Annotated in this window: 21 protein-coding genes and 1 pseudogene; 7 read left to right on the top strand and 15 right to left on the bottom strand. The window is 35.4% G+C overall.

Annotated features, from left to right (window positions below; all coding sequences use genetic code 11):
* Positions 1–2: 2 nt before the first annotated feature.
* The 3 genes from HX004_RS07745 (at position 3) to HX004_RS07735 (ending at position 3,139) form a co-directional block, all read left to right on the top strand.
* The gene (locus HX004_RS07745; protein WP_286441851.1) at positions 3–1,559 is read left to right on the top strand and encodes a hypothetical protein; all 1,557 of its coding nucleotides are present in this window, start codon (positions 3–5) and stop codon (positions 1,557–1,559) included.
* Between the two features lie 268 nt (positions 1,560–1,827).
* Entirely contained in the window at positions 1,828–2,850 is a 1,023-nt protein-coding gene (locus tag HX004_RS07740) for a M28 family metallopeptidase (RefSeq protein ID WP_286441850.1), read from the top strand.
* A complete protein-coding gene (locus HX004_RS07735) occupies positions 2,822–3,139 on the top strand; it encodes a hypothetical protein (RefSeq protein WP_286441849.1) in 318 nt (105 codons plus the stop codon). The genes HX004_RS07740 and HX004_RS07735 overlap by 29 nt, the downstream gene beginning before the upstream one ends.
* A gap of 50 nt (positions 3,140–3,189) precedes the next feature.
* Here the strand turns inward: HX004_RS07735 and HX004_RS07730 are convergent, their stop codons facing one another.
* The 4 genes and pseudogenes from HX004_RS07730 to HX004_RS07715 all read right to left on the bottom strand — a co-directional run.
* Positions 3,190–3,732, bottom strand: a complete 543-nt coding sequence (locus tag HX004_RS07730; RefSeq protein ID WP_286441847.1) for an RNA 2'-phosphotransferase — start codon at positions 3,730–3,732, stop codon at positions 3,190–3,192.
* Positions 3,733–5,079 carry a HEAT repeat domain-containing protein gene (locus HX004_RS07725; protein ID WP_286441846.1) on the bottom strand — a complete coding sequence of 449 codons (1,347 nt, stop codon included), beginning with the start codon at positions 5,077–5,079 and terminating at the stop codon, positions 3,733–3,735.
* Positions 5,080–5,087: 8 nt separating this feature from the next.
* Positions 5,088–5,675 (bottom strand): HutD family protein, encoded by a 588-nt coding sequence (locus HX004_RS07720; protein ID WP_286441844.1) that lies wholly within the window; start codon positions 5,673–5,675, stop codon positions 5,088–5,090.
* A 22-nt stretch (positions 5,676–5,697) separates the two neighbouring features.
* Positions 5,698–6,555: pseudogene (locus HX004_RS07715) on the bottom strand (peptidase domain-containing ABC transporter); the annotation flags it as partial.
* Positions 6,556–6,625: 70 nt separating this feature from the next.
* On the opposite strand from HX004_RS07715, the gene HX004_RS07710 reads away from it, so the two are divergent.
* Complete coding sequence (locus HX004_RS07710; protein ID WP_286441843.1) at positions 6,626–7,165, top strand: response regulator transcription factor; 540 nt, start codon at positions 6,626–6,628, stop codon at positions 7,163–7,165.
* 225 nt (positions 7,166–7,390) lie between these two features.
* Here the strand turns inward: HX004_RS07710 and HX004_RS07705 are convergent, their stop codons facing one another.
* The gene (locus tag HX004_RS07705) at positions 7,391–8,209 is read right to left on the bottom strand and encodes a hypothetical protein (RefSeq protein ID WP_286441842.1); all 819 of its coding nucleotides are present in this window, start codon (positions 8,207–8,209) and stop codon (positions 7,391–7,393) included.
* A 203-nt stretch (positions 8,210–8,412) separates the two neighbouring features.
* Between HX004_RS07705 and HX004_RS07700 the strand changes: the two genes are divergently transcribed.
* Complete coding sequence (locus HX004_RS07700; protein WP_286441840.1) at positions 8,413–9,954, top strand: hypothetical protein; 1,542 nt, start codon at positions 8,413–8,415, stop codon at positions 9,952–9,954.
* A gap of 143 nt (positions 9,955–10,097) precedes the next feature.
* On the opposite strand, the gene HX004_RS07695 is transcribed toward HX004_RS07700, so the two are convergent.
* The 5 genes from HX004_RS07695 to HX004_RS07675 form a co-directional block, all read right to left on the bottom strand.
* Entirely contained in the window at positions 10,098–11,534 is a 1,437-nt protein-coding gene (locus tag HX004_RS07695) for a TolC family protein (protein WP_286441914.1), read from the bottom strand.
* The gene (locus HX004_RS07690; protein ID WP_286441839.1) at positions 11,527–14,691 is read right to left on the bottom strand and encodes an efflux RND transporter permease subunit; all 3,165 of its coding nucleotides are present in this window, start codon (positions 14,689–14,691) and stop codon (positions 11,527–11,529) included. The genes HX004_RS07695 and HX004_RS07690 overlap by 8 nt, the downstream gene beginning before the upstream one ends.
* Positions 14,692–14,720: 29 nt before the next feature.
* On the bottom strand, positions 14,721–15,806 hold the full coding sequence (locus tag HX004_RS07685) for an efflux RND transporter periplasmic adaptor subunit (protein ID WP_286441837.1): 1,086 nt from the start codon (positions 15,804–15,806) through the stop codon (positions 14,721–14,723).
* A 121-nt stretch (positions 15,807–15,927) separates the two neighbouring features.
* Complete coding sequence (locus HX004_RS07680) at positions 15,928–16,329, bottom strand: hypothetical protein (RefSeq protein ID WP_286441835.1); 402 nt, start codon at positions 16,327–16,329, stop codon at positions 15,928–15,930.
* A gap of 175 nt (positions 16,330–16,504) precedes the next feature.
* A complete protein-coding gene (locus HX004_RS07675; RefSeq protein WP_286441834.1) occupies positions 16,505–17,473 on the bottom strand; it encodes an aminodeoxychorismate synthase component I in 969 nt (322 codons plus the stop codon).
* A gap of 39 nt (positions 17,474–17,512) precedes the next feature.
* Between HX004_RS07675 and HX004_RS07670 the strand changes: the two genes are divergently transcribed.
* A complete protein-coding gene (locus HX004_RS07670) occupies positions 17,513–18,091 on the top strand; it encodes an anthranilate synthase component II (protein ID WP_286441832.1) in 579 nt (192 codons plus the stop codon).
* Between the two features lie 165 nt (positions 18,092–18,256).
* On the top strand, positions 18,257–19,696 hold the full coding sequence (gene mdtD, locus HX004_RS07665) for a multidrug transporter subunit MdtD (protein ID WP_286441830.1): 1,440 nt from the start codon (positions 18,257–18,259) through the stop codon (positions 19,694–19,696).
* Positions 19,697–19,739: 43 nt separating this feature from the next.
* On the opposite strand, the gene HX004_RS07660 is transcribed toward mdtD, so the two are convergent.
* The 5 genes from HX004_RS07660 to HX004_RS07640 all read right to left on the bottom strand — a co-directional run bounded on the left by HX004_RS07660 (position 19,740) and on the right by HX004_RS07640 (position 24,611).
* Positions 19,740–22,007 carry a cation:proton antiporter gene (locus HX004_RS07660; RefSeq protein WP_286441829.1) on the bottom strand — a complete coding sequence of 756 codons (2,268 nt, stop codon included), beginning with the start codon at positions 22,005–22,007 and terminating at the stop codon, positions 19,740–19,742.
* A gap of 115 nt (positions 22,008–22,122) precedes the next feature.
* Positions 22,123–22,833: a LytR/AlgR family response regulator transcription factor gene (locus HX004_RS07655; RefSeq protein ID WP_286441827.1), complete on the bottom strand. Its 711-nt coding sequence runs from the start codon at positions 22,831–22,833 to the stop codon at positions 22,123–22,125.
* Positions 22,799–23,539 (bottom strand): sensor histidine kinase, encoded by a 741-nt coding sequence (locus tag HX004_RS07650; RefSeq protein WP_286441826.1) that lies wholly within the window; start codon positions 23,537–23,539, stop codon positions 22,799–22,801. The genes HX004_RS07655 and HX004_RS07650 overlap by 35 nt, the downstream gene beginning before the upstream one ends.
* Positions 23,540–23,791: 252 nt before the next feature.
* A complete protein-coding gene (locus tag HX004_RS07645; protein ID WP_286441824.1) occupies positions 23,792–24,205 on the bottom strand; it encodes a hypothetical protein in 414 nt (137 codons plus the stop codon).
* A gap of 112 nt (positions 24,206–24,317) precedes the next feature.
* Entirely contained in the window at positions 24,318–24,611 is a 294-nt protein-coding gene (locus HX004_RS07640) for a hypothetical protein (RefSeq protein ID WP_286441823.1), read from the bottom strand.
* Position 24,612 lies beyond the last annotated feature (1 nt).

The following is a 24,612-nucleotide window of genomic DNA, read 5'->3' as shown; positions in this document are numbered from 1 at the left end:
AAATGAAAAAAGTGAATTTATGTTGTAGTATAGTATTAATTATGCTCAGTTTCAATGTTTTTGCACAAAAAGAAACGTACAATTGGTTTTATGGATCAGGTCAAGGAATTACTTGGAATAAGACACAAACTTTTAATGCATCGTCAATTGATGCACCTAACACAACAGTAGCATTGACGGGAATACCTACACGTTATGAACCTCAAAGCGTTCGACCTGAAATGTATCCTATTAGTACAAGAGAAGGTGTTTTTTCATTGTCGGATCCTCAAGGTAATCTATTGTTTTATTCGAGTGGTAGTACCATCTACAACGCTAACCACGTTATAATGGAAAATGCAACAGATTTAGAAGGACATTATAGCTCAGCTCAGTCGGGTATTATTGTTCCATTTCCGCGAAATAAAAAGAAGTATGTTGCCATTTCAATTGGAATGACTGGTCTAAACATGTTTGCATACAATATACTTGATATTGAAGCAAACAATGGTTTAGGAAAACTCGAATTACCCAAAAACAGACAATTTGTGATGCCTCCGGGGGTTGTGAAATCAAGTTTTATTGAATCATTAGCAGCTACAAAACATGCTAATGGTATTGATTATTGGATTATTGCTGTATCCAGAGCTGCAGCCAATTCAAAAATGGTAGCTTGGTTATTAACTAAAGATGGTGTATCAAGCTATCCCGTAACATCTCCAATTCAAAATAGTATACTTAATCCAGGTAGTTCAGCTTATGGCTATCTTAAAATTTCACCTAATGGAAAATATTTTGCTTTAATGGAACATCTTGCAAATAATATATATTGGGGAGAATTTAATAATAAAACAGGAGAATTTACCAATATCAGCAATTATAAAGCAAGTACAAATAAAACTATTACCAATTATGGAGGAGAGTTTTCTCCTGACGGGAATTATTTATACGTAAGTTCTGGTGGTACAACAAGATATGTAGCTTCTGTATTTGATTTTAAAGAATTGCTTCGTGGAAATGCTGCGATTCTAAAAAAATACGATGTTCCAACGAACTACTATTTTAGTGGAGCGATTCAATTAGGGCCAGATCTTCGTATGTATATGACTATGAGCCCTCCTAACTATTCTGTCTCATATCCATCAATATTATATATGTTTGAAACCCCAAATGAACCATTAACCACAAAGGTTTATACGTTGAAAGATTTATCTCCAGGAATAGGAACAGGAGCTGATGGTGTATCAGGAACTCGTGCTGGTCTTCCAACTTTTGCATCTTCTTTTTTTGTAGCAATTGAAGGTAGTACAACTATTTGTGTAGGTGAAGAGGCGGTGTACACTCTCAGTTCAAACGCTGCTAGAATTGAAATCGATTTTGATGAAGGAGATGGTCCTCTAATTATTGATAATGTTGAGGAGCTTAGGCATTCATTTAAAAAACCCGGCAACTACTTAATTAAGCTTCGCCCTTTAAATAATCTAGGAGAACCTATTGAAGAGGAAATCAAATCAATATATACAACGGTGTATAGTTGTTATTTACCAGTTAATCACAATTTAATAAACGCGGATTACTAACTCAAAATGATTAGCATAAAAAACGAGCTAAGATATCATGGTATTTTAGCTCGTTTTTTATGTTTTTAAAATATATGCACGCAAAATCTTTATACTACAGCAAGGAGAAACCTGCAATAGTATTATTAAATACATCATTTTTTTGCATTTTAAATAAATTATCAAGGTTTTAAACGTCTCAGCACAATAGGTAAAAACCATTATATACAACGGAAAATAATTAGTATTTTTGTCTACTCACGAGACTACATCGTTAATTTGATTGTTTATGAAAAAACTACTGCTTTTATCTGCCTTTTGTTTGTTTGGTATGGGATTTGTTCAATGTCAATCCCCACAATCCGCAGTACAAAGCAATACAACAGAAGTTCAAAAGGCTTATTTTACCCGTATCTCTTCTGATTCGATTAAAAAGAGTTTATTGGTTTTAACAGCAGATAGTTTGGGAGGGCGTCGTACTGGAGAACCTGGTCAGCGAAAAGCAGCTCATTATCTAGCGAATTACTATCAAAAACTGGGTATTGGAACACCTCCTAATACTAACAGTTATTTTCAGCCCATCCCTGCTTCTTTCATGACGAATTGGCAAATGAAACTAAAAGACAGTGAAAATGTTTGGGCTTATATTGAAGGAAGTGAAAAACCAGAGGAAGTGTTAGTTATTTCAGCTCATTTTGATCATATGGGTATTTTGTTAGACAAAATATACTATGGAGCAGATGATAACGGTTCAGGTACCTCAGCAGTAATGGAAATTGCACGTGTTTTTCAATCCCTCATAGAAGAAGGTATTCGACCAAAACGCTCAGTTCTTTTTCTCCACCTAACAGGAGAAGAGTTTGGCTTATTTGGATCTAAATTTTACACCCAAAATCCGCCTATTTCACTAAAACAAACAATTGCCAATTTAAACATTGACATGATTGGCAGACGTAGTACAGAGCATCTTTCTACACAAGATTATATCTTTTTAGTAGGTTCGGATAAACTCAGTCAAGATTTACATCATACGGCAGAAAGAGCCAATAAAGAATCGGTCAATTTAGTATTGGATTATAAATTTAATGACGACAATGATCCTCAACGCATTTATTATCGCTCGGATCATTATAATTTTGCGAAGCACAATATTCCAGCTATCTTCTTTTACAACGGCACACATGATGACTATCATCTTCCCTCAGATACGTTTGATAAAATCGACTTTCCTATTTTAACGAAGAGAACGCAATTTATTTTTGAAACGGCTTGGCAATTAGCAAATGGAGAACATCGACCAAAACTCAACTAAAACAAGAGTAAAATGGGCAAAAATTGCTGATATTTCAATTTTTGCTTTGTGCTTTATTCACTTAATTCTTTGGATTATACGCGCTTCCTACCTCACGGGTTTTCACACAGGAGAATGGGCCGCTTGGGTATACAATGAATTGTATACTCCCATGTATTATGCACTTTACGCTCTGCCTATTGCTTTAGGGTTTAGTGTAATCAACAGAAAATTATCCGTGGACTCCTTCGCTTTTCTTTCTTTTAAATCGTTGGTAATTACCTATGTGCTTATTTTTATTTTGAGATAGGAGAATTGTACGTTGTTTGTTGTACGTCGTTCGTTGGTAACTCCCAATCATCAACTAGAGATATATTTAGGATCAATATAATCGGTTAGCCAAACCCCGTTCGCTGAGCAATAAAACAACAAGCCTTCTTCTTGCATTTTTCCGGCTAAAATAGTGAGTACCACCACGCGTCCATGACGAGAACCAACAGCTATTGCCGTTTCTTTATCCTGACTTAAATGTACGTGTTGTCTACTCATCTTTTTGATGCCTTCGCTGTAAATAGAGGGTAAAAAACGATCAGCTGTTCCATGATACAGAAAAGCAGGAGGCTCTTGAGGGGTAAACTCCATATCTACTGCAATGGAATGTCCTTGATTAGCTCTTATTTTTGTTTGATCTTCATTTAACGAATACCTTTTCTTATTATTTGTTGCGACAATTTCATCTAACTCTTTTCGAGTAAAAGAAACGCGGTGTTTTCCACACTTCTGAATTAGTTCTTCAATATCAGCCCAACCATTAGCGTCTAATTGAATGCCAATTTTACTAGGTTCGTGTCGTAAAATCAAAGACAAAAACTTTCCTATACTCTTTTTTCTTGCTTCTTCCATTTATCCTTGTAAATCTTCTAATGTTAATTTCATTTCCTCTAAACGATGCATTAGATTAATCAGAATATAATTCTCCTCTTCCCTATTTTTATACTTGTGATACACTGAAGTATATGCTTGAGACAGTCGATCATCCTCTACTCCTCTTAAGGCTTGCAGACTATAAAGGACAACACTTTCATCGTCGTCTTCTAGAGCGGTAATAAAATAAGAGACATAGGCTTGTTTAGTACTCAATTTTCCCAAGGTATAAATCGCCTGACTTCGGATTGATGCCTTACTCGAAGATAAGCCTGGTAGAATCAAATGAGCAAAATCTTCCGTTGCTTTACTAGCAATATAGGTATAAAAACGATACGTTTCTTCTTCGTCTATTTGCTCTTTATATCGATCTAAAATCGGCAACCAATCAGCCTCGTTTTTTCCGTACCAGTGAATCTTCTGTAAGACAAACAACAAATTTACCTCCACTTCTTGGAGTAAAAATGGCAAAGCTAAATCGTATTTTGTTTTTGCTAATATTGTGATTAAGTTTTCTTTTACATCGGGAGTTGCCAAAGGAATTTTCTGTACAATGGCTTGAAGAATTTCATCGCTAATCTCACCTTTATTGATGAGTCCCTCCAGATATTCCAATTGTTCTTTTTCTTCCCTAGCAGTTTGAAAGGCCTCCCATAAAAACGCACTTGTTCCTCCTCTTCTATACCCAAACCAACCTGCGTGTTCTGCGCGTAAATCACCTGATATAATTTCATCTATCCAGCGTTCATACCAATCCAAAAAATGAGATTCGTAGGCAAATATGGGCTTGTAGTCTTCATTGAGGTAAACGATTCGCCCTTTATAGGTTCCGTTGAGAATTAAACCTGTCGTAATTGCACATCCTTGGGTTCCAATGGGCAATATTCCACCATATAAAGGACCTACAATCGCATCATAAGCCTCATCGGACAAATTATCGTCATTCATGGGTACTGTTAGCATGTTCCATTCTTCATCAGTCATGTCAGGGCGCAACAAACAAGGATAACTTAGATACTTTTTATTATCACCTACAGGTAAATCGTCTAATCCTTCTCCCATGGGATAAATGCCATAATAGGGTCCCGCAGCACTTCCCATATAGGCATTTTCATTTGTACTACCATGGCCTATTTGGGTAACAAATGTCACATAAGCTTCAGGTAATGCAATGGAACACTTTTGTTCAAAAGTGCTTACTTCAGTAGTGGTTACACAAGGGCCTACTTGATATTCATGCGAATCTGCTCCAAACACTTCAAAGTCCTCATCGTATTGTTCAATGTTTACTAACTTTTCTTTGATTCTATTAATTTGTTCTTTCATTTTCACTTCTACTGCTTTAATTCAGGAATAGACCAATATGCTATTATCATTTGTTGTTTCAAAATTACCTCTACTGTTTCTTTCTGCTCGTTTGCAATTAATACTGCATCCCAGGGTTTCAAAACCAGGGAATCTTCCTTGATTTCTACAGTTCCTTCTTCTAACGCAAATAACAAAATAAAAGGTTGATTGGTTAGAAAAGGTTGATTTCTCACTTCCACAACCTCATCAACAATATCATTTCGCAACATCAAATTAAAATCAGTTCCTAGCGTATAAGAAGTTATATCATCCGTCGATTGAAAAGTAAACAATTCGTGATTTTGATATTGTTTATCTATCCCATTGATGGTTAATTGCAACTGACCATCAAGCATAGCCAAATAGCGATGGTAGCCTTCGAATTTGGTAAATTCGGAAGGAATAGCCTCTATGGTGGCACTGCTGATTCGAAAATCAAAATTTCGATTACCATATAGGGCCTCTTTGGGATAGATACTATATTCTCTCGTTTGTCCGCCTGTCCATTGACTAGCGGTTGCGCTTTCTTTTGCTATGAATTCAATATGCATGCTCATTGGTTCTTGAAAACTCAAAATTACTACATTTTCTACGTCCTCAACTCCCTAATTCTAGTTGATTTTTTACTACGTTGTAGTAGGCTCCTTTTTGATTGACTAAGGTTTGATGGCTTCCTTGTTCTATACATTGTCCGTGTTGCAATACTACAATATGATCGGCTTGTTTAACGGTAGATAGTCGATGCGCAATAATTAATACAGTTTTTTCTTTGAAGAAAGCTTGTAAATGATCGTGAATGACTTTTTCATTTTCAGCATCTAAAGCAGAAGTCGCTTCATCAAAGAAGAGGTAATGCGGATTCTTATACACGGCGCGAGCAATTAAAATACGTTGTCTTTGTCCTCCAGAAATACCATTGCCTACGGCACCAATTTTAGTGTGATACCCCAAAGGTAATGCTGAGATAAAGGATTCAATATTAGCTATTCGTACAGCATTAGCTAATTTTGATTCACTAATTGCTTGATCACTTGTTGCAATATTACGTGCGATCGTATCCGAAAAAATGTAACCGTCTTGCATGACTACCCCAGTATTTTCTCTGATGCTTTTGGGAGATAAGGTTGATATATCTTCTCCATTATACCGAATACTCCCTTGGGTGGGTTCATAGAATCGCAAAAGCAACTTCATCAGTGTTGTTTTACCACTTCCACTAGCCCCTACAATAGCGGTGACCTTACCTTCTGGAAAACACAAATTTAGGTTTTTCAATACATAAGGCGATTTGGGACCTTCATACTGAAAGGATACATTGTTTAAATAAATCCCACGGATTGTAACGTTTTCTTGTTTCTCTTTTGTAATAGTTAATGGTCTTAAGAACTCATGTTCCTCAATGGGATGCTGTTGCACTTCATTTAATCGAGTTAAACTCAACTTTGCATCTTGGAGTAAAAAATTTGAATATGTATCAGACAATCCCCTATTTTGTTGCGGTTTTTCTCCTCAAGAAGTGAAAGCAATGGGGTTTGATTTTTACAATCGGTGCATCCTTGTCCAAGAACGAGAAATGTTGACTCAAATAGCAAAAGCAGGATTTTCCTTTTTTTCTTCTCTTCCTATAGAAGAGCGAAAAAACTATACTTTATCATTTGACATTCACCTTATCCATCATTTAAAACACACCACTTTAATACATCATGAAATGACTCCCTTACTTTTAACGGCAACAGGAAAATTGTGGAAATCCATTTGTATTGTATCTTTATCGACAGCATCCCAATCTGGAAATATTAAAATATTTAAAGTAAATTCTCCTATACTATGGATGTATACACTAGAACGAGCAATTTGGGAAGAGCAAACAAAGCCAAAGCTTTCTCATCGAGAATTAGAAATTATACAGTACGCCTTCCAAGGATATACGATTCAGGAGATAGCTGCTCTATTGTATCTCTCTACAGATACAATTAAATTTCATCGACGAAAAGTGTTAGAAAAACTACAGGTAAGCACCATAGCAAAGGCTATTCGATTTGCTATAGTCCATAAGTTATTATAAGTTACGAAATGAAGTATCAGATTAATCTATTGATTTTCTAATTAGGTATTCTTTTCCATTAGCAGTCCTCCCTGTATTCTCCCCCAGGTTTGAAACAGAAAAGGAACATTAATTGGTCTTGCTACAAGATAAATAGGTCTAATATACAAATGAGAACTGTATATTAGACCTAAAAAGATTTCTCTTTATTTCAAGCGTTAGTTTTTTTGGTTTGTTTTTATCGACTTAAAAAAAGCGTTTAATGACGTAAAAAATCTGGCTAACCTCTTGCATTGAACATTCCATCGTAGAGTAGCTAGCATTGCGATTAGACAACCTCAACATTCCAGTTTCAACATTGTAATCAACGATATCTTTATGTAGAATATGGTCCTTGGTCACTAAGACAAAACCATATCTCGTGGCTTTAAAACCTCCTTCCCATAAATCTCTATTGATTTCTTTGGCTAGGATTTGTGCTCCATTGGGTGTATCTTCAATATTTCCTCCATTCATCGTGTCTCCAACTACTTCAAATGCTTGATAATAGCCCAACTCAAAATAATCCACACTGAATTCTACCCGAACAAAATGATCTTGGAGCAACTGAACGTCTCTGTATTTTTCAATATAGGCCGTATGCGCTGTAAACGGGATTTTAAACACCTCAATATCCATTTTCCCCCCCGAATAGAACGTAAACGTATTGCCTCGTTTATTATAGAAAACTTCGGGAATCTGACTTTTTGTCAAATAAGTTGCTTCGCTTTCAAATAATAAGTTGATGCCGTTTTTTTGTCCTCTAATCGCTTCTTTGTGAATTGTTTTGGGCTGAGAAATAAATAAACTTCCCTCTCCATTGTGCAACCACTTCCGATTCAATATCGGAGCAAAAGAGACCAATCGATTAATAAAACTATTACTGATGTTAACTTTCCCATTGACGATTTGTGAGAAAGAAGATTTCTTGTACCCTAATTTTTGGGCAAGGTCGGTATGGTTTTTAGCCAAACCTTCAAAAACAATCCACTTAATAGCCTCGTTGAGGCGCTGAATTTTATCCATATCTAAAAAATTTACAAAAAATACACGAACGTTATACGTAATTTTTCATGGTAGAAAAAAACTTTGTACGTATATTTGAATTTATACCTGAATAGCAAAATTACAGAAAATTCAACAACAAATAATCAATTTTATTTATAATAATTCAAATAAAAATAGATTTTATTATAAAAAACAAATATTTAATCCTCTAAAAAACGATAATGATGAAAACAGCATGCTCAGACATATCCCAACAAAATTTTTCGCAAGAACTTCTCGAGAAGTTAAGCGATTGCATTCAAACAAAAAACGTATTGACTCTTTGGTACGGTCCCATTTGGGCCTCTCCAACCCTTCGTGGCTTATGGATGTACACCAAGGATAAACAGCAAGTAAAAGCGTTATTTACTCCGTCCTACATCAAAACGCTGTTAGACGAAGAACAACTTGTTTTCATTTCCTTAGACACCGTAGATTTTAACTACCACGCATCCATAGGGAATCCTCTATTCAAGACAAGTCTAACTGCAAATCGAATCCTTTATCAAACAACGTCCCTTCCTCCTTCCTTTGGTGTAAATAAATCGATGGGAAACTTCATTGCTCTCTATCAAGACAAACAAGCTTTGTTGTCTTCCTACTGTAATGATTTCCTAGAGCAACAATTCCACGGAAGTAGTCACGCCTTTTTAAAATCATTTACCCATGACCTCGATGTCTTAGAAACGGTCTTACTTGGCGTTAAACAAACCACAGCTACCTTAACCCATCGTCTATTGGTCTTGGAACAAATTATACCTAAAATGAAAACATTATTTGTCAAACGCCAAGCCGATGTTTACTACATCCTCAATGATTTAGCACAAAATACAGAAGATGTCCCCTACAATATGTGGGGATTATCCTTGCAAAAAGTTCAAAAAAAACTCAATCATATCGTACTGACTGTACTCGAGCAAATTGATGGACAAACCACGATTATCCAATCAAAAAGAACCTTAAAAAAGAAAAAAATTAAACCGTTCAAATACAAAGAAAAATTACTTCCTTTACTAAGTACCAATCAGATAGAAGAGATTTATCAATTTCACGAAATGCTATTTCTCAACCAAACCAATCCGCAAAAACACGTATATTTAGTAGTACTTACCAAAGAAACTCCTTCAAAAGAAATAAAGAAAATCATCCAAACAATTGAAGCTCAAAAAGAGAATATTCAATTTACGCTATTAGCGCATACTCGTTTTTACATTCAAGAGTCTGTCTATGAATTTTCTGATTTTTTCAAAACCGCCTTACATCCCAAAAACAAAATTTACGCCAGTGACTATTATCCCCAAATTCACTGGTACAAAAGTCAAATGAAGGATTACAGCGATTTTACTAGCCCCTTAAAAGAACGTACAGAACGAATCCATCAAACCCTTCGACAAGATTTAAAAAACTCTCAAAATCATACGTTTATTACCACGAATCAATTGTATACTTGCCTAAGCGCTAAATTCAAAATTTACATTATACATCACCTCCATTATCTACCCAATACCAACAACCTAAATACATTACTTCATTTGGCCTTGTATGCCGAAAACCAAAAAACAACTAAATTACATGCCCTCTACAAGGCATTAGTTCCTACCGTACTTACCTATACCATCAATAAGAAGAAGGAGAAAAAAAACAACTTAATTTTAGATTCCCTTGTGATGCAACAACTTCAACAATTACTAGATACCATAGCAATTGACGAGTCAACAGAGTAAGCACAACAAAGGCATTTTTATGAATCGATTTTTACTATAAAACCAAACAAAAAAGGAGCTTACGCTCCTTTTTTTATTATGTCCCTTTACCTAAAAAAAGGTAATTGGAACTTTTGAATTATTAACTTTTAATATACATTAACTCATTGCCATCCTCCACCTAAACTTTTGTAAATATCAACTACAGCTTCTAATTGTTTTGATTTAGCTTCAACCAATTCAATTTTTGCATTCATTGCTTCTCTTTGTGTCATTAATACCTCTAGATAATCTGCTCTTGAGGATTTAAATAATTCATTTGCAATAACTACTGCATCAGATAATGTTTGCGTCTCCTGCTTCTTATATTCAAATGCTTGTTGCATATTGTCAATATTAGTCATCTGATTAGCAACATCTAAATAAGCATTGAGCAGTTTTCTATCGTATTCATATAACGCTTGTATCTGATGTGCATTAGCCGTTTTAAACGCTGCTTTTATTGCACTTCTATTAATTAGGGGAGCGGTTAATTCCCCTACAAAAGAATACATCACAGATTCTGGTAATCTAGTTAAATAAGAAGGTTTAAAAGCATTTAATCCTATAGCTGCAGAAATTTCTAAAGAGGGATAAAACTCCGCTCTCGCAACTTTTACATCTAATCTAGTTGCTTCTAATTCTAATTCCGCTTGTTTAATATCAGAACGATTTGACAATAACTGAGAAGGAATCCCCGTTTTGATAACTGACGGAATTAAATGCATAAAACTGTCTTTCTCTCGTACAATTGGTTGAGGGTAACGTCCCAATAAAGCATTAATTCTGTTTTCTGTTTCAGTAATTTCTTGATGAATACTAAAAGCTAAACTCTGTGATTTCAATAACTCTGCCTCAAATTTTTTTACCCCAAGTTCTGTTCCTCTAGCTGCTTGCTTCTGAATCTTTGCAACCGCTAAAGCTTTTTGCTGTAATTCAATATATTGCATGGTTAGATCAAGTTGATTGTCTAAAGCCAACAATTCATAATAAGAAGTAGCTACTTCAGCTATTAAAGAAGATAAAACATAATTTTTTCCTTCGACTGTACTCAAATAACGTTTGACTGCTGCCTCTTTAGCATGATGGAGTTTTCCCCACATATCAATTTCCCATGAAGCTGAAAGTGCGGCCGAAAAATCACCTATTTGCTCTGGAACCTTCATTCCTGGTTTCATTTCTGTTCCTGCGTCTCCAGCACCTTGGCTAGTATATCTACCTACTTTTTCCACTCCTGCTCCTAATTTAGCATTAACCTGTGGCGTCAACTTTCCTTTTTTAGCCAAAACTTCGTTTTTTGCCACCTCAATTTCCTGAATTGTTATCAGAAGTTCTTGGTTATTCTTTAATGCTTCTTCAATTAAAAGAATTAAGTTTTTATCTGTAAAAAACTGTTTCCAAGGAATTAATCCAGAATTTACAGTGCTTGTTTCCCCACTATAACTTGTTGGGAGTTTAGCCTCACTATTAAAGTCAATCGCCTCTTGCGGAGCTTTACAATTCCACAAGCTCAAACTAACAAGAATAAGTATACTTCCTTTATGTAAGATTGCTTTATTCATCTTTTTCAATGTGTTCATAAATGGTTGATTCCTCTTCATAATGCGTTAATTTTGTTTTCTCTGCTAGGGTCCCAAAAATATAGTACAACCCTGGTACTACAAGTAATCCAAAAAGTGTTCCGATTAACATACCTCCAGCCGCCGCTGTACCAATCGTTCGATTGCCGATTGCACCAGGACCACTTGCCAATGTTAATGGAATTAGCCCTGCAACAAAAGCAAACGAGGTCATCAGAATAGGTCGAAAACGCAAAGTTGCACCTTCGATAGCCGCTTTGAACACACTACTTCCTTGCCTGTGCATAAATAGGGCAAATTCAACAATAAGAACTGCGTTTTTACCTAATAAACCAATGAGCATCACTAGAGCTACTTGAGCGTAAATATTATTTTCTAGTCCTAACATACTCAAACACAAGTAGGCCCCAAAAATACCTGCAGGCAACGATAATATAACAGGCAAAGGCAAGATAAAACTCTCATATTGAGCAGCTAATATTAAATATACAAATCCCAAACAAATGGCAAAAATGCCAATAACTTCATTTCCTCTTGAGACCTCATCTTTTGAAATTCCGGCCCAATCAATTCCATATCCACGAGGTAACGTTTTTTTTGCTACTTCTTGAATCGCTTGAATCGCCGCACCACTGCTATATCCTGAAGCTGGACTTCCGCTAATTTCTGCAGCATTATACATATTAAAACGCGTATACTCCGACAATCCATATACTTTTTCCATCGTCAAAAAAGCAGCGTATGGAACCATCTCTCCTTTATCATTTTTAACAAACATATGTAACACATCTTCTGGCAACGCTCTGTATTCGGGTGCAGCTTGAACCATTACCTTATAAGGTCTATCAAATTTGATAAAACTGGTTTCATAATCACTTCCGATTAATGTAGATAAATTATCCATAGCCGTAGCAATTGACACTCCTTTCTGCTCTGCTTTATCGTTGTCTATTTTGAGTACATATTGAGGAAAACTCGCACTATAAAAAGTAAATACTGCACTTATTTCTGGGCGTTTACTCAATTCTTTTACGAACTCTTTACTCACCTCCTCCATTTGTTTATAATCTCCACTTCCTGCTTTGTCTAAAAGTCTAAGCTCAAATCCCCCCGCTGCTCCATATCCTGGTACTGCTGGTGGCTGGAAGAATTCAATCGTTGCACCTGTCAATTTCTTCGATTTTTCCTCTAATTCTTCTATAATTTCTTGAGCCGATTGATCGCGTTCTTCCCAACTTTTTAAATTGATTAAACAAGATCCTGTATTAGCACTTGTTCCTTCTGTCAAAATCTCATATCCCGCTAAAGAGGATACGGATTGTACCCCATCAATTCCTTCAGCTAATTTTTGTAATTGAGCAGCTACTTGATTGGTGCGCTCTAAAGTAGCACCTGGTGAAGTTTGAATAATAGCATAAAACATCCCTTGATCTTCATTGGGAATAAATCCCGTTGGCAGTTTTGTATTCAAGAAATAAATGGCCACACAAAATACTCCTAACGAACCAAAAGTTACCAGCCTTCTACTCACTGTTTTATTTAGTAATCCTTTATAACGATAGGCTCCCTTTACAAATAAGCGATTAAATGCAGCTAGAAAACGGTTCAATAAAGTTGATTTCTTCACTTTGCCATGATTATTTTTTAGAATCATCGCACATAAAGCGGGAGTTAAAGTCAAAGCGACAATTCCTGATAAAATAATTGCGGTAGCCATGGTAATGGAAAACTGACGGTAAAAGACTCCAACAGGTCCACTCATAAATGCAATAGGGATAAATACCGCTGCCATAACACAAGTAATTGCAATAATAGCTCCGCTGATTTCTTTCATTGCCTCTTGTGTTGCTTTATAAGGGGAAAGATGCTCCACTTCCATCTTGGCGTGTACAGCTTCAATGACGACAATAGCATCATCGACTACCACACCAATCGCCATCACTAACGCAAACAGAGAAATTAGATTTAAGGTAATCCCAAATACACTCATCAAAGCGAATGTCCCTATTAAGGATACCGGTACTGCCAAGGTTGGAATTAAAGTTGATCGCCAATCTCCTAAAAATAGAAATACGACAATCCCTACTAATACAAAAGCTTCAACTAGGGTATGCACTACTTTTTCCATGGATGCATCTAAAAAAGAAGAGACATCATAACTAATTTCATAATGCATATCTTTGGGAAAGTCTTCTTGTAGTTCTGTCATTAATTTTTTTACTTGTTTAATTACATCACTAGCATTACTTCCAAAAGATTGTTTAATTACAATGGCTGCCGAAGGCTTACCGTTTAAATTAGAGTAGATATCATACATCGTACTTCCAAACTCCACATCTGCAATGTCTTTGAGTCTAAGAATTTCTCCATCTGGTGTAGCTCTCAAAATAATATCTCCGTATTCCTTTTCAGAGTTAAAACGTCCAGTATATTTTAATACATACTCAAAAGCTTCTGCTTTTTTACCTGAGCTTTCTCCAATACGCCCTGGAGAAGCTTCTATGCTTTGTTCTTGTAGTGCTTCCATAACTTCTTGGGAAGAAATAGAAAAAGCAGTCATTCGATCAGGTTTTAACCAGATACGCATCGCGTATTCTCTATTTCCTAAGATATCCGCAACTCCTACGCCGTTTACTCTTTTTAATTCAGATAGAATATTAATATCTGCATAATTATATAAAAACTTCTGATCTGCCTTAGGATCATCACTATACAGATTCAAATACATCAACATATTAGATTCTTCTCGTGTAATTTTAACTCCTTCTCGCACAACAAGTGGCGGAAGTTTATTTACAGCTGAAGAAACTCGATTCTGCACATTAACTGCAGCTAAATTTGGATCTGTTCCCAATTCAAAAATCACTTGAATAGAGGCTTCTCCATCGTTCCCTGCATTAGACTCCATATATTTCATACCAGGAACACCATTTAAGACTCTTTCTAATGGAATAATAACGGATTTAATTAACAATTCACCATTAGCACCTGGATATTCAGCTGTAATATTTACTTTGGGTGGAGATATGGAAGGATATTGTGTGACTGGCAATTTTAGCAAGGATAAAATACCTAAGAACACAATAATTAACGAAATAACAATCGACAGAACGGGTCTGCGAATAAATGCTTTAAACATCTTTAAACACTAAATTATTTACTACTCAACTAGTTTGCATCTAAATGCAATGATCGTAACACTTCTTTCGAATCTTGAACACGACCTCGAATGTGATCCCCTTCTTTTACCTTTTGAATTCCTTCAAGTAGTATTTGATCCGTCTCAGCGATACTTCCCTGATTTACAACATACAAACCAGGTAATTCCTGACTAATTTCGATTTGTTTAGTCTGTATCTCTCCCTTCTTATTCACCACAAAAACATATTTTTTATCTTGTTGCTCATAGGTTGCTTTTTGAGGAATAAGCAATGCGTGTACTAAGGGTATAAAAAGACGGACTTTTCCCGTTTCTCCATTTCGAAGTAACTGATTGGGATTGGGAAATTTAGCGCGAAATGCAATGGTACCTGTCTCATTGTTAAATTCTCCTTCTATTGTCTCAATTTTTCCTTTATCTGGCAAAACGGTGTTATTTGCCATAATCAAATCAACGCCATCACTTCCTTTTCCTTGTGGATGAGTGGTATAGTTTAAATATTCTACTTCTGATACATTAAAATAGGCATACATATTGCTATTATCTGATAGCGTAGTTAATAGTTCTCCTTCCTCTAATAAACTTCCTAAACGCTTGGGTAAATGTCCGATGTATCCAGAAAACGGAGCGCGTATCTCAGTGTAATTAAGGTGAATCTGAGCGAGTTGCATTTCTGCTTTTGCCTTTTGTAAACGCGCCATGGCTACTGCCTTTTCATTATTTGAAACAACATTGTTACGCGCTAGTGTTTCAACATTTTGCAATTCTAGCTGCGCTTCTGTTACTTCTGCTTTCGTTTTTTCTAATTCAGCTTTATGTAATTGAGGTTTAATGCGAAATAACAACTGTCCCTCAGAAACATATTGTCCTTCATCAACAAAAGTGGCTTCTAAATAACCTTTTTCTTGTGTACGAACTTCAATGTTCTTAACAGATCTAATTTGTGAAACATAATCTTTGGCTACAACTGTATCCATCGTTATCGGATTTGCAATGGGATAATCCTTAACTTCTTCTTTTTCTTGCTTTGACATATTACAACTAACTACCGCCAAAACAGTACTGAGAGAAACAATACATGCTACTCTTTTCATACAATAAATTTTGCTAAATAAATGGATTTAAAAATCGGTGCTTATAACACATAAGCCCGCTATATACTTTCCCTAACTAAGATTTAAGGAAGTACAAGTAAGAATTTAGAACCGATGTAAATCAAATTCTCAGTATACGATATACAATATATTTATGATCGAATAATTGTATAAGCGCCTGATAGGAAGTACGGCGTCTTTTAATAGCAAAAAAGATAAAATGCAAGGAGATTGCATAGAAAAACACCTTAACTAAAGGAAGTCCTAAAACAAGCTGATCTTGTTGATCTTGAAAATTAAAATCTCCATTATCCGCTTCTATCGTTGAAAAGGCATTAACTGGATTGTAAATTTTGGTCTCACTATACTTCAGTTGTTCAAATTCGTTTACCTGAAATACAATGGCCTTATTGACAGCCTTTAAACTTATATTTTCAACATTCACTGGTGTACCCAATACCTTTGTTGCTCCTACAAATAGAAGAAAAAAGAGAAGAAAAATATGGGTGTAAATGTTTTTCATAAGTCGTACCAAATATAATGCGAGATTTGCATCTATAATTCGACTTAACTGTTTTTAACACGATGAAAAACCAAACAAAATATTCCTAGAGAAACATCCTATAAATCAAGTAGATTCATTAGATATGGGAAAGGTAGATATTGAATAAAAACAATCTATTTCCCAATAAAATCTCTTAAATAGGCAAGTAGATCTTTTGTAAAATTTCCTTGTATTCTTTTTCTGCTTGACTGGCAAAAGTTATGCCTCCGCCACTTTTGTATACCATTTGATTCTCTTGTTGTTCTACAAATCGAATCATAACTGCACTATCTAAGGTTGTGCCGTCAAATATGCCGCAAATTCCCGTATAATACTTACGAGCATAGCCTTCTACTTCGGCTATAATTTCAACTGTTTTTTCTTTGGGCGAACCTGTAATGGATCCAGCGGGTAGCAATTGAGCTAAAATATCACCTACATGATCTTGCCAATTTTCTTGTAAATCTCCGCTAATTTGTGAACTCATCTGCAACAACTCCCCTTTTGTGGTCTGCAACCGATCCAAATAACGAAAACGATCAACTCCTACATTTTTTGCTACAATATTTAAATCATTGCGAATTAAATCAACAATCGTATAATGCTCTGCCGTTTCTTTGTCATCCGCTAAAATCAACTGCTCAGCCTGAGGAATTGAAGCATCTATCGTTCCTTTCATCGGATAAGAATAAATTCTATTTTCTTTGATTTGAACAAATATCTCAGGTGAAAAACAAACAAAATTGTCCTTTACCCACAACTTATATTTGGCTTTACTCGCGTGAAAAATATCTTTTAAACTTCCTTCTAGTTCAATGGGGGTTGATACCGTTAAATTAATCAAATAGGTATTTCCCTTTTGAATTTGATGCATGACTTGATTAAATTTCGTTTCATAGGTTTTAAAAGCGATAGGTTGAGCAGTTAATATTGGAAGTTTAAAATCAAAAGGTCCTAATTGATTGGTTTGACCATTAAAATTATATCCTATTTCCTTGTTATCAACTTCATCTAAGGGAATAACCTGACCATTTTCTCCTTGGTAGTCCACAAAAAATAAAAAAGGTTTTCTCTCCTTTCCCCATGTATTCATACTTGAGATAATTGTATCTTTGATGCCCATAATCTAATCTAAATTGAAGGTCAAAAATACAAATTGTTTATGAGCCAGAAGAAGGAAATTATAATTATCGATAACCGAGATTCGTTTACTTACAATTTGTATCAAATTTTTGATGAACACCCACTTTGCAATATTCATATTGTACAAAGTGATCAAGTGCAACTCGACGATTTAGAGGTCTATGATCAGTTAGTTTTATCTCCGGGGCCAGATGTACCCCGCGCTTACCCTATCTTATTTGATATTATTGCGCGTTTTGAAGATAGCAAACCTATTCTTGGCGTTTGTTTGGGGCATCAAGCAATTGGTGAATACTATGGCGCACAACTATACAATGTAGACCAAGTCTTTCACGGACAAACGCGTTTCTTACAATTGATGACCTCTGATTTACTCTTCCACAATATTCCCAATCAAACTCCAATTGGATTGTATCATTCTTGGGCATTAGCTCAACAAAACTTCCCTGAAACGCTTGAAATAACGGCCTTGAGCAATGATCAAGTGATTATGGCTTTTAGGCACCAAACCAAAAACGTTCGAGGAATACAATTTCATCCCGAATCGTATATCACCCTAATGGGGCGACAAATGCTAGCCAATTGGATTGAACAATAATGACATTTTGGATAAAATCCCTCGTCTTTATACTACTTTTTAAAGCGTATTGTTTATTCGAATTTTATACCCATTGTAGACAAATCATAAAACTTCTAAAAAATATTGTCCGCCTAAATGTAAAATGGTAAATTCAGTCTTTGATATAAAACACACATTTTTTAGATGAAAGCTGGAATCATACAAGACCCCAAAGTTCAGAAATACCTTCCCTATTTAGGCGCTTTAGCTATTTTCATGCAGGCTTTAGATGGTACAATTCTAAATACGGGTCTTCCTTCTATCGCTAAAAGTTTGGGAGAATCTCCCTTAGAAATGCAGAGTATTATTGTCTCTTATACCCTAACGGTAGCTTTGTTAATTCCCCTAAGTGGATGGCTTGCAGATCGATTTGGTACCAAGCGAATTTTTATTCTTGCCGTTGCTTTATTCACGTTGGGATCTTTATTTTGCGCTTTATCGAATACCTTAAATGAACTGATCTTTGCCCGTATATTTCAGGCAATTGGAGGTTCTATGATGGTGCCCGTTGCGCGATTAACGCTGCTTTATGCGTATCCTAAAGATCAACTTTTAAAAATCATTAACTTCATTACAATTCCAGCCTTGATTGGTCCCATGTTAGGCCCTACCGCTGGGGGGTTTTTAGTCGAAAAACTATCGTGGCACTGGATTTTCCTAATCAATTTACCTGTGGGAATAATCGCGATTATCCTTGCGCGATCCATCATCCCCAACTTCACAAACAAAGTTGAACGCTTTGATGTAATAGGATGGATTTTTTTCAGTGGTGGATTAACCCTATTAACTTTAGTCATTGAACGCTGGAATTCGCCCACTTTATCTGTGCTTCAATTGGCTGGACTTTTAATCTTGGCCATACTGCTTATTGTAGCGTATATCGCTTACGCAAAAAGAAGTTCCCATCCATTAATTAAACTCGATTTGTTCAAAATTAAAACGCTTAATATTGGGTTAATCGGCAATTTAGTCACGCGATTTGGTATTGGAGGAATGCCTTTGATGATTCCACTTCTCCTACAATTGGGCTTTGGTTATTCTGCTTTTTACGCCGGTTTGATGATGATTCCTCAAGCCCTATCCAACCTCATTTCAAGAAACTTTGTTATCCCTATTGTCAAGCGATATGGATATAAAAAAACCTTAGTTTTCAATACAATTGCAACCGGAATACTCATCAGTCTCTTTTTCTTCGTAGATCAAAACACTCCTTTTTTTATCATAATCCTATTAATGGTTTGTAATGGTGCTTTTAACGCCGTTCAATTTACTTCGATGAATACAATTTCCCTCGCGGATTTAGATAATTCAACCTCCAGTGATGGAAATAGCTTACTATCTGTCACACAACAATTGGCGATTAGTTTGGGTATTTCAATCTCTGCTATGTTTTTACAACTCTTCCGAGACAGTTCTATTGATACGCCAGATCACCCTACAGCAGTATTCAATTACACCTTTTTAGTGATGGGGATACTCACCATCTTATCAAGTGCCGTGTTTATGAAACTCAACAAAAACGACGGAGCTAGTTTATCAGGTACCCAAGATTACAATTCAAATAAAAAACCTCAAGCTGAATAGCTTGAGGTTCTGCAAATTAATATAAAACAACATAACTAAATAGTTATAACGATTGCATCAACAGCATAGAAGGAGCGTGATTTAACCAAATACTTCTAGTTTCAATCAACTTCTTCCAACTATCTAAGGTAATGAGCATGAGGTCAAATTCTTCTATGAATTCTTTGGACACCACCTTATTGCTAACGATGCGTATATGATTCGGCTTATACTGTTCGATAAGCCTTATATTTTCTTTAAACTCTGTGTGATTTTCCAATTCACCTGTGGCATCTAAAATCGAAACTTGTACATCATTGTTGCGAATCATTTTTTGTGCATAAGGCAATAATTTCAAATCACCTTTGCTAAAAATTGGCAAGAATACATGTTCTAACTTTTCAAAATCTTTGTTGATTAAGATTCCCAAAGGTACTTTTGTACGATTCATTATTTGCTGTGTACGCGCATTAAACCACGAATTTTCAAATAGCTTTTCTCGTCCTGTAACTTTATTCAACAAGACATCTGGATTGATGATACGCGTTGTAAAGCCGAGAATATTTCCTAAAACTGAACCGCGATAAATGGAATATCCCATTTCAATTAGTAAGAGATCACACGTTTCTTGATGAACCATACCCACAACGTCACTTTCAATGTCATTAGACACTTTGTAATAGGTCTGGACTTCTTGATCCATTTCGGTAGATTGCTCTTGTACGGCTTCAAAGATTTCTTCCTCGTAATCTTGTGTATTGAAGGAATTTAATTCCTGGCTATCAATCATATGCATAGCAGTAATACGCGTATCTACACTTGATTTTCCCGTAAATGCATTGGCTAATTTCATCAAAGGCGCCAAGCTCAATTTATTTTCAAAGAATAGAAATACCTGATATTTTCCGATGATTACGCCTTTGTGTTGAGGTTCATCTCCTAAAGGTCCAAAAATCTTGGCAATCAAATCCAGTAAAGGTCCTGTCATAAAAGTAGTTGCTAAGGCCATAATCACCATCATAGCAAATACCTCACCCGTCATAACACCCAAGTCAAATCCAATATTCAAGACAATGAGTTCCATTAGTCCACGGGTATTCATCAAGGCGCCAATAGTCAAACTATCCCGCCAATTTATTCCGACGAATTTAGCGGTTATGGCGCTTCCCACAAACTTACCAACGGTTGCAACTAGAATGATAAGTCCTGTAATTTCCCATAAATACGGTTCGTTTAATAAGCCTATTTCCGTACGTAATCCTGTGTAAACAAAGAATAGAGGAAGGAATAAAACAACAGCTACATCTTCTACTTTTTCAATGAATATGTTTCTAAACTTCATGTTATCTGGCATAATAGCACCAGTCATAAACGCTCCAAACAACGCGTGAATACCAATTACTTCCGTACAATACGCAGAGATAATTAACGTCAACAAAAAGATAGCGACCGTTCCCTTAGAGAGTAATTTACTACTTCCTTGGTATTTTGCAATACGCGCCAAAAAGGGACGAACCAATTTTAGCATTACGATTACATAGATAATAGCTAATGCAATGATATAAAGGGAACTTACAAAACTTCCTGCTTGCACAATGGCAATTACAGCCGCTAGTAAACACCAAGCCGTAATATCATCTGCTGCAGCGCAGGTAATGACAATGGTTCCTATTCGCGTCTTTTGCAACCCTCTCTCTTGTACAATCCGCGCCAATACAGGAAAGGCGGTAATACTCATGGAAATACCTAAAAACAATCCAAAAGATAGAAAATCCACCCCATCAGGTGCAAAAGATTCGAATATGTAGTAAGCCAATGCCATTCCTAAAGCAAAAGGAATAACAATACTAGCATGACTAATTAAAACAGCATCATGTGCTTTGTTTTTCAATATTTTGAGATCCAATTCCATTCCAATCACAAACATGAAGAGAATCAATCCAATTTGACTTAAAAAGCTTAAATTTCCTAAGGATTGAGTTGGAAACATCACAGCGGAAAATTCGGGAAAATAAGTTCCTACAAGAGAGGGACCTAAGGCAATACCCGCAATAATCTCACCAATTACCGAAGGTTGTCCAATTTTTTTACAAATCCAGCCAAATACTCGAGCAACCAAAACAATGGTTACAATCTGAGCTAATAACAAGGCTAAAGGGCTTTCTAAATTGTGTATTAATGTTTGAAGGAAATTTTCCCAAGCTGTATTATCGGAAACGACAGCTTTTGTATTCACCTCTAATTTTGATCCTTGGGTCACTACCCAATAAATAAGTGCAGTACATCCACCAATAATAGAAACGTAAAGTAGAGAATTTCTATATTTTGACATTGTAAATAAGTTTTCGATTTCTAGAGCAAAACTCCGAAATATAAAGCATGAAAAAACAAGGCCTGAGTTCAAACCAAGCTTTCTTGTAATGAAACGCTAAATTCTTGTAATGAAATTATATCTTATCTAAGAAATCTGTCTTAAAGGTAACACCAAGTGTCAATTCCAAAGGTTTTCCCTGCTCCGTAAGCAGTTGGGTGGTAATCAAATCATGTCCAAAAAAACGCACGATTTTTAAGGCTATAATTTCGCGTTTATTGATACGACAAAACTTAGTAGCAGGTAGTACTTCCACTAACTTATCTAATGAAATATTCTTGGCAATTAACTGTTGATCTCCTTCTAAAAAAATTTCTTTATCACGTCCGTCGTTTTCACACGTTTTGACGTACAAGATATCATCAAACTGCAAAATAGCTTTGCCTTTATTCGAATTTATGGTCAGCGACATATTCTGCTCTATAGGCTTCAGTTGACGCATGGCTTTTTGTATCGCGCGTTGCAATCGTTCCTTTTTTATTGGCTTGGCAATATAATCTATCGCATCTACTTCAAAGGCTTCTAATGCGTATTCTTTATACGCGGTAACAAATACAATTCCTTTATTCGGTAACAATTGAGCAACGCTCAACCCATCCATACCAGGCATATTGATATCGAGAATCGCCAATTCAAAATCCAAAGAAGGTGCTTCTTCTAAAAACTGTGTCGGATCATCAAATACTTTTACTACTTCAATCTCTGGGATTTGTTCACATAGCATTTTCAAGTATTTTAATCCCAATAACTCATCATCTAAGAGTATACATTTTAGCTTTGAAATCATACAAATTAATTTTTAAATGCATGGAGTGTACTTGTTCGTCTTCTGATCGTTCCAATTTATAATAGGAACCGTATATTAAATGTAAACGCTCGCGTAAAGCAGATAATCCATAACCGCCTTTTTCTTTTCTCAAGGACCCTTTGGCCGATTTTTTGTTTGAAACAACCAAATCAAACTGTCCATTTTTCAACTTAAAAAGAATCGTAATAAATGCATCATTTCCTGTTAAATCTGCGTGTTTAAACGCATTTTCAATCAATTCAACACAGATTAAAGGCGCCACTAAATCTTCCGTATAGAGCGCTTCGACCTCTCCTATATTCGAACGTACATCCAAGCGAAAAAGGGGATTCAACTTGATTTTATTAATGTCAATCAAACGCAAGGCAAATTCGTGTTCCTCTTTTAAGGTAACTAATTTTCGTTGACTATCATACAGTATATAATCCAATACCCCAGCCATCTTATCCAAAGCATAATAGGTTTGATATGCATGGGATTGAATTGAATTTAAAATATTCTTGAACAAATGAGGGTCCAACCTCGACTCGAGGTTCTCTAACTGTAAATATTTAATTTTTGTATCAAATAAATCCTTTTCCTTCTCAAAAGCCACACGTTGTTTATTGTATTGCAATAGAAAATACAGCAAGATTCCAACGATGACCAACAATAAAAAAATGATAAAAAGATATAAATACTGCATGAGTTTCTCTTTTAGTGGCTAATTTATCCATACAAGTACTTGCTACTTCTACTACTTTTACAAAGACGTTATCGTATTCTTTTCGTTGTAGTAGGTATACTTTGTACTGCAAACAAATGTACAGTTTTCTCAGTACATACCCTTTTCTTCAAATAGAATATTTAATCATTCCTCTAAAAACAAAAAAAGAGAAGCTTATTTAAAACTTCTCTTTTTCATTTCAACTACAGTTGTATGTTATAGGTGCTAATTTTAGAAATCAATCTTAGCAATCTTGAATTCATCCCCTCTTTTGATTAAGTGAAAGGTTTCGACAGCTGCACTTTTTTCATATTGTACATCATAATCAAATTCGAATTCTTTAATTTTTTCTTTTTTGTTTTCCTCCATCAAATCACCTTCTTTAAAAACGGCTTTAATGATGTGTCCTAATGTAGCTTCTCTCTCTTTTAATTTACCAAAAAACTCTGCTTCTGTAGTCGTTTTAAAGAAATCTTCATCGAGATATTGTTTTAAATCGTCATACTTTTTTTCTCCTAAATTATAGTAATACCAACCTATTAAAGTCTTTCCTGCATTCTCATCCCCCAACGCTCGACTGTTTTTCGTTTCTTTACAACTAACAAATAGTAGAACGGTACAAATAATCACAAATAAGTTTCTCATAAAAAATATGGTTTATAGTTAATCAATGCTTTTCTACCTCCAAGCTTACTGTTGGACGCACTTTAAAGTTAAGAAAAATTTATGATTTTAACAAAATAAAAAACAATATTTATTAGAAACTTTTCTTCTGAAAATAATAGGTATAAACCCAAGTTAAGGTAAAGGTTGGAATAATATCCAAACCTGGAGATAACTCTTCAATAAAATTGACTAAAGCACCAACTTTCCCTATCTTACCAGGATACATTTTCGCCAGAATAAAAGCAGATACGGGTGCCCAAATCACATCGCTAAACTCTCCCAAACCAGGAATCAGATAACTAGCCATACCTATCAAATCAAGGCATAAACCAATAAGTAATTGCCTTGTTTTCAAAGAATTTGTTTGCGTTTGTTGATTTTGCATA

Source organism: Myroides sp. 1354, assembly GCF_030324495.1.
Classification (GTDB): domain Bacteria; phylum Bacteroidota; class Bacteroidia; order Flavobacteriales; family Flavobacteriaceae; genus Flavobacterium.
The sequence above is the reverse complement of the archived record's forward strand: the minus strand, read 5'-3'. Positions and strand labels throughout refer to the sequence as shown.